The sequence below is a fragment of the Streptomyces sp. NPDC018263 genome (assembly GCF_055562575.1).
In genome coordinates, this window is the sequence record NZ_JBVHFA010000016.1 from 1 (window position 1) to 7,376 (window position 7,376).

General features: G+C 37.7%; 3 protein-coding genes and 3 rRNA genes. 5 read left to right on the forward strand and 1 reads right to left on the reverse strand.

Annotated features, from left to right (window positions below; translation table 11 throughout):
- The 3 genes from ACZ3HQ_RS29480 to ACZ3HQ_RS29490 all read left to right on the forward strand — a co-directional run.
- Positions 1 to 923 (forward strand): 23S ribosomal RNA (locus ACZ3HQ_RS29480); the annotation flags it as partial.
- A 75-nt stretch (positions 924 to 998) separates the two neighbouring features.
- A 5S ribosomal RNA gene (gene rrf, locus ACZ3HQ_RS29485) occupies positions 999 to 1,115 on the forward strand.
- A gap of 125 nt (positions 1,116 to 1,240) precedes the next feature.
- A complete protein-coding gene (locus ACZ3HQ_RS29490; protein WP_202389403.1) occupies positions 1,241 to 2,083 on the forward strand; it encodes a tyrosine-type recombinase/integrase in 843 nt (280 codons plus the stop codon).
- 1,027 nt (positions 2,084 to 3,110) lie between these two features.
- Here ACZ3HQ_RS29490 and ACZ3HQ_RS29495 read toward each other — a convergent pair.
- On the reverse strand, positions 3,111 to 3,965 hold the full coding sequence (locus ACZ3HQ_RS29495; protein ID WP_160555785.1) for an AAA family ATPase: 855 nt from the start codon (positions 3,963 to 3,965) through the stop codon (positions 3,111 to 3,113).
- A gap of 565 nt (positions 3,966 to 4,530) precedes the next feature.
- On the opposite strand from ACZ3HQ_RS29495, the gene ACZ3HQ_RS29500 reads away from it, so the two are divergent.
- Together ACZ3HQ_RS29500 and ACZ3HQ_RS29505 are read left to right on the forward strand one after the other, a co-directional pair.
- On the forward strand, positions 4,531 to 5,730 hold the full coding sequence (locus ACZ3HQ_RS29500; protein WP_160555784.1) for a RepB family plasmid replication initiator protein: 1,200 nt from the start codon (positions 4,531 to 4,533) through the stop codon (positions 5,728 to 5,730).
- A 397-nt stretch (positions 5,731 to 6,127) separates the two neighbouring features.
- Positions 6,128 to 7,376: ribosomal RNA gene (locus ACZ3HQ_RS29505) — 16S ribosomal RNA — on the forward strand; the annotation flags it as partial.

The following is a 7,376-nucleotide window of genomic DNA, read 5'->3' on the forward strand; positions in this document are numbered from 1 at the left end:
AACGATCTGGGCACTGTCTCAACGAGAGACTCGGTGAAATTATAGTACCTGTGAAGATGCAGGTTACCCGCGACAGGACGGAAAGACCCCGTGGAGCTTTACTGTAGCCTGATATTGAATTTTGGTACAGCTTGTACAGGATAGGTAGGAGCCTTGGAAGCCGGAGCGCCAGCTTCGGTGGAGGCATTGGTGGGATACTACCCTGGCTGTATTGACATTCTAACCCGCACCCCTTATCGGGGTGGGAGACAGTGTCAGGTGGGCAGTTTGACTGGGGCGGTCGCCTCCTAAAAAGTAACGGAGGCGCCCAAAGGTTCCCTCAGAATGGTTGGAAATCATTCGTAGAGTGTAAAGGCACAAGGGAGCTTGACTGCGAGACCTACAAGTCGAGCAGGGACGAAAGTCGGGCTTAGTGATCCGGTGGTTCCGCATGGAAGGGCCATCGCTCAACGGATAAAAGCTACCCCGGGGATAACAGGCTTATCTCCCCCAAGAGTCCACATCGACGGGGAGGTTTGGCACCTCGATGTCGGCTCATCGCATCCTGGGGCTGTAGTCGGTCCCAAGGGTTGGGCTGTTCGCCCATTAAAGCGGTACGCGAGCTGGGTTCAGAACGTCGTGAGACAGTTCGGTCCCTATCCGTCGTGGGCGTAGGAAATTTGAGAGGAGCTGTCCTTAGTACGAGAGGACCGGGATGGACGCACCGCTGGTGTACCAGTTGTCTTGCCAAAGGCATAGCTGGGTAGCTATGTGCGGAAGGGATAAGTGCTGAAAGCATCTAAGCATGAAGCCCCCCTCGAGATGAGATTTCCCATAGCGTAAGCTAGTAAGATCCCTGAAAGATGATCAGGTTGATAGGTTTGAGGTGGAAGCGTGGTGACACGTGGAGCTGACAAATACTAATAGATCGAGGACTTAACTAAAAAGATTACTTGGTTCTTGTGTTTTTCTTCCTATAGGATTTAGTTTTGAGAGAACAACTCATAAAAACATAATAGTCTGGTGGCGATAGCGAGAAGGTCACACCCGTTCCCATACCGAACACGGAAGTTAAGCTTCTCAGCGCCGATGGTAGTTGGGGGCTCTCCCCCTGTGAGAGTAGGACGTCGCCAGGCACCGAAAAGGATAGTAGTCATTAGACTACTATCCTTTTTTTTGATTTTATCGTGGAAGTTTACTTCTTTCCTCTTATGAATTAAGATATTAAGTAAGTACCAAGTCTGGATTTAGGGGTGATAAAGTGCAAAAATCTAATGTTATTAGTCAATTTGCAGACTGGCTTGAAACAGAAGGGAAATCTGTTAATACAGTCACTACTTATCAACGTGAAATGAAAAAATTTCAAGACTGGCTCTACAAATATCCTACTTATTTAGAGAATATATCTCAAAAAGATGTTCAAGATTATCTCTCTTTTTTAGAGCAACAGCGCAAAAGTCCAATAACTATCGATAAAATACTTGGCTCTATTAGAACGTTTGCTAAGTTCTTGAAACGTCCAGAAATAACTTTAGATATTAAAGTTATGCCTATAGAAAAAAAGGGAGAATTGGAAATACTAACTCCTTATGAATACAATCAATTACTTCAAGAAGTGAAAAATGATGGTCACGAAAGAAATATAGCTATTGTTTACTTATTACTTCATACAGGTATTAGAGTTTCGGAATTATGTTCTCTAAATAAGTCGAATATTGATATTAGAAAAAGGCAATTAACCGTTAGAAATGGGTTAACTGGTGAAGAAAGGTATATTCCATTATCGGAAGAAGCTAAGAAATATCTTCTTAAATACTGTGACTCTTTTTATAGTGAGGATGCTTTATTTACTTCAAAATCTAATGAACGATTAACAGAAAGATCGATTCAATATATGTTGAAAAAGTATAATGTTCATCCGCATAAATTAAGACATACTTTTTGTCAAAAGCTTATAGATAAAGGAATAGGCTTAGAAGTTGTCTCGAAACTTGCTGGACATAAAGATATAAATGTTACTAAAAGATATGCAAAATCCAGGATGGAACAATTCGAACTAGAAGAAGCAATACAAAAAACTTTTATTAACGATACACTAGGATAGGTTGTTTAGTATTTAATTGTCTTTTTAAAGTTAACATCAACCGATGGGTAAGCTTAAAGTGAATTCAGATTTAGAACGTTTCAGGGGCTATTTTAGCTGATTTTAGGTACTTCCCTTAGTTAAGTTCGTTTTTAGAAAAAGGACAGTATTATAGATCGAATATAAAAGCCTAAAGACGTTCGACAATGGAAATTCTATTCGTTTTTTATATTTTAAAACTGATATTAGATATTTCTTTTTAAAAAGGATGAAAAGAATTGGACAATAAAGCGCAAATATATCGTTCTAATGTATCCATATCACAACTCGAAACAACGCTAAAAGAAAAAAATCTTTTAGCGTTGTTTGTGCAAAGACAGGAAAAATCCAATGAAAATTTTGGAATACAACTATATCTCTAGAGATATTACGGTATATCTACACTATATCTCCCGAGCCAAAAAGTGATATCAATTTAAACTCCTTGAAACCTAATAGGCACCGACTATTCATCACCTTTTATCAGAAGGTGATATCAGGTTTCCTTATGCTCTTTTTTTAAAAGGATAGATAAGCAAAGAAAATAGACATATAGATACTCCATACAGCATTATAAGCATTGTCCATGCTTCAAAAATGTTTGGAATGTCAAATAGATAATGGAATAGGATCCAGGAGGAAATAGAAGAAATAAAGAGATAGTGTTTTTGAATTATAGTCTTCATTTTTGATTATTTCCCGAAGGGAAAAAGACAGAATTTGCCCGAATATGGCCGGATTCCGTCTTTTGTTTGGGGTGCTGCTTGGGATAAGACGCATTATGTTAACTACTATTAAAAATAATTTTACGTACCCAAGTTTGGATGCATCAAATTATTTACCGATATTATTTAAATAGTCCTCTAATGCTTCTTCAATTAATATATAGATGTTTTTTTCTTGTAATAAAGATTGCATTTTTAACTCTTTATGTAAGTCTGTTCGTAAATCGAATGAGACTCGTTTTCTTATCAGTTGTAGTGTAGAAGCTTTTTCCTCACTAATCTCTTCAGCGAGAGCCTGGGAAGGAGTAATCTGTTTCTGAAGACGTTTCATATTTTTTATATCGTTTACTTTGGACACGTTTAATCAACTCCTTATAAAATTCTTCATATTGTAGTAAAGCCTGCTTTAATTCTGAGTTTTTATTAAACCCATATAAGGCTAAACGACCAATAGGAGCTCTTCTAGTAATAACCGTTTTAAAAACTTCATCAGGGTAATCCTCTGTGATCATTTCATTAAAGGCCTTAGCATCACTTCTTCTTAAGTCATTCAATGTTCTTAGAATCCCTATTACTTCAGTATTTCTATTACCATGATTTTTAGCACTTGTGACAGACTCCATAAAGTTAGGTATTGCTGAATAGCACCAGTTAGAGCACTCGAATAATACCACTACATACTCACTAGCACATAGGGCATTAGTTGTTTGTTCTGATAAAGAAGGTGGCGTATCAATAATAATGAAATCATACTCATTTCTGATTCCATCTAAACTTTTATCTAGAATTAAACTAGGAGTTCCTTTAAAAGGAATTGTATCGCCTTTATAAGTCTTTCCGGTATATATCCACCTGGGGAATGTAGCTAAAAAATTTGTAGCAGGCAACAAATCTAAATTTTTCTCTATAGGTAGAATATACTTTTTTACATCTTGTTTCTGCATAGCTTCTAGTACTGATTTTCCAATGAATTCATTGGAAGGTTGATTAGATAATAGTTCTGTTAAGTTCCCTTGAGAATCCAGATCGATTGCCAACACCTTATAACCATCTCTACTTAGTAAATATGATAGTATGCCTGCAGTAGTTGATTTTCCACAACCACCTTTTTGTATCCCCATAGTAATTGTAATCGCCAAAAATGATCCCTCCTTCTTCCAACGTTCTTTTCTTCCTTTCTTCCTTTCTTCTTTTCTTTCTTTTTTTATACTTTCTAGGAAATTAATTGAAAATCCTCTAAAAAAGTGAACTATAACACCTAAAAATTAGGTGTTATAGTTCACTCAGTTTTTGTTATAGTTCACTCAGTTTTTGTTATAGTTCACTCAGTTTTTGTTATAGTTGTGACTCAGTTTTTGTTATAGTTCACTCAGTTTTTGTTATAGTTCACTCAGTTTTTGTTATAGTTCACTCAGTTTTTGTTATAGTTAGGTCCCTCAAACCCTTGATACATAAGGGTTTTTTACCTCCTAAAACAATTAAAACAATTAAAACAATTAAAACAAATAATTGATAAAACAATCAAAACAAGAGAGATTTGTAAAAACTTGTTTTTTTATTATTTTGGTAATTAAGAATATTTTAAAAAAATAAAAACTTCGTTTATCGAGTGTGTGTTTTAAATTTTCTGAAATATAACACAAGTAGACTCTCATTTGTGTTTTTTGTTATATTTTAGAATGATCAATAAAAAGGAGTTTTAATATGGGATCCAAGATAAGTGCAGACAACTTAATTACGAAATCAAATCAGCTTATTGAAGCAGCATATAAATTAAACGAGATAGAACAAAAAATCATCTTAACCCTTATTAGTTTAGTTCAACCAAATGATAAGGAATTTCAATCTTACACTTTCACAATCAAAGATTTCATAAAATTGATTGGCGGAAACAGTAATACAAGGTATAAGGAACTAGAAGAAATTACGAGGAATATGTTAGCTAAAATTTATGAAATAAGATTCGAAGAAAGATTAGTACAAGTTCAATGGTTATCCCAAGCTGATTATAACTATAAAAAGGGGACAATCGAGCTTACACTACATAAGTTTCTTACCCCTTATTTATTAGAGTTGAAAAAGGAATTTACATCGTATCATTTAAAAAACGTAAGTAAACTAAAGGGGCATTATTCTATAAGGATATATGAACTGCTTAAGCAATATGAACGTCTACAAGAAAGAACCCTCACTATGGAGGACCTAAGACATAAGTTGGGCGCAACAAGTATATATCCTGCTTACGGAAACTTTAAACAGCGTGTAATACTCCCTTCTCAAAAACAGATAAATAAAAAATCAGATATCACATTTGAATTTCAAGAGATAAAACAAGGAAGGGCAGTTAAAGAAATTAAATTCTTTATAAAAACCAAAGATTCTATTATTCAACCTTTACCTATTCCGATATCTCATTCCAGTCAAAATGCAGTGTTAGATACAGAAGAACTTGAAAATGATCTTTTTGTTGTTTCTAAAGACGATATTAAAGATATTAAAAGTTTGGCGAGTGATTTAGGAGTTAAAGTTCCGAATAAAACTATACAAAGTTGGTTGAATTATGGGAAAAGAAATGTAATTCAAGTGATGGAGTCAATTAGAGATGATCATAAAATAGAAAATCCAATAGGGTTTATCACGTACAAATTAAAGAATGAGATAGATAAAAACATTATTGAGATAAATCCTTCAGATGATGCCATTCAAGATTTTGTTAACAGTCATATACCAAAACGTAAAATCAAAAGAGTAGAATTTTTAACAGACTGGATGATGAAACCGGAAGCTTTAAAAACTTTTAGTAAATACATGAATGAAGATGATGCTTTAGATTTATGGAATTCAAAGAAAGAAGCAATAATGCAGGAACTAAATGATCGCAGGGGAAAAATGATATTAAATTAAAAGAACAAAAACCATATTGGTTCTTGTTCTTTTTTATCGGAATTATTAACGTTGAACTATCTATTGCTGTAAGAGAGTTTATTATGTAGAATAGAAAAACATTTCAACTAGTAGAAACCTCTAAAAAGAAGTTGACTTCCACGAATGCGAATGGTATATTAGTAGATGTCGCTAATTCGAAAAAAACATTCTTTCTTTTTTTAAAAAAGTTTGTTCGTAGAAGTTGACCACGGTGAAATGCTGTGTTATTATATAAAAGTTGCTCCTAACAGCAACATTAAATTGCTCTTTGAAAACTGAACAAACAAACGTCAACAATAATCGTTTTTATAACTTTCGTTATAGAAACAAAACAAGTAACAAAAGCTAGAGTTTAGCAATGAGCTAATCTTACTCTTTATCGGAGAGTTTGATCCTGGCTCAGGACGAACGCTGGCGGCGTGCCTAATACATGCAAGTCGAGCGGACTTAAAAAGCTTGCTTTTTAAGTTAGCGGCGGACGGGTGAGTAACACGTGGGCAACCTGCCTGTAAGACTGGGATAACTTCGGGAAACCGGAGCTAATACCGGATAATCCTTTCCTACTCATGTAGGAAAGCTGAAAGACGGTTTACGCTGTCACTTACAGATGGGCCCGCGGCGCATTAGCTAGTTGGTGAGGTAACGGCTCACCAAGGCGACGATGCGTAGCCGACCTGAGAGGGTGATCGGCCACACTGGGACTGAGACACGGCCCAGACTCCTACGGGAGGCAGCAGTAGGGAATCTTCCGCAATGGACGAAAGTCTGACGGAGCAACGCCGCGTGAGTGATGAAGGTTTTCGGATCGTAAAACTCTGTTGTTAGGGAAGAACAAGTACGAGAGTAACTGCTCGTACCTTGACGGTACCTAACCAGAAAGCCACGGCTAACTACGTGCCAGCAGCCGCGGTAATACGTAGGTGGCAAGCGTTGTCCGGAATTATTGGGCGTAAAGCGCGCGCAGGCGGTCCTTTAAGTCTGATGTGAAAGCCCACGGCTCAACCGTGGAGGGTCATTGGAAACTGGGGGACTTGAGTGCAGAAGAGAAGAGTGGAATTCCACGTGTAGCGGTGAAATGCGTAGAGATGTGGAGGAACACCAGTGGCGAAGGCGACTCTTTGGTCTGTAACTGACGCTGAGGCGCGAAAGCGTGGGGAGCAAACAGGATTAGATACCCTGGTAGTCCACGCCGTAAACGATGAGTGCTAAGTGTTAGAGGGTTTCCGCCCTTTAGTGCTGCAGCAAACGCATTAAGCACTCCGCCTGGGGAGTACGGCCGCAAGGCTGAAACTCAAAGGAATTGACGGGGGCCCGCACAAGCGGTGGAGCATGTGGTTTAATTCGAAGCAACGCGAAGAACCTTACCAGGTCTTGACATCTCCTGACAATCCTAGAGATAGGACGTTCCCCTTCGGGGGACAGGATGACAGGTGGTGCATGGTTGTCGTCAGCTCGTGTCGTGAGATGTTGGGTTAAGTCCCGCAACGAGCGCAACCCTTGATCTTAGTTGCCAGCATTTAGTTGGGCACTCTAAGGTGACTGCCGGTGACAAACCGGAGGAAGGTGGGGATGACGTCAAATCATCATGCCCCTTATGACCTGGGCTACACACGTGCTACAATGGA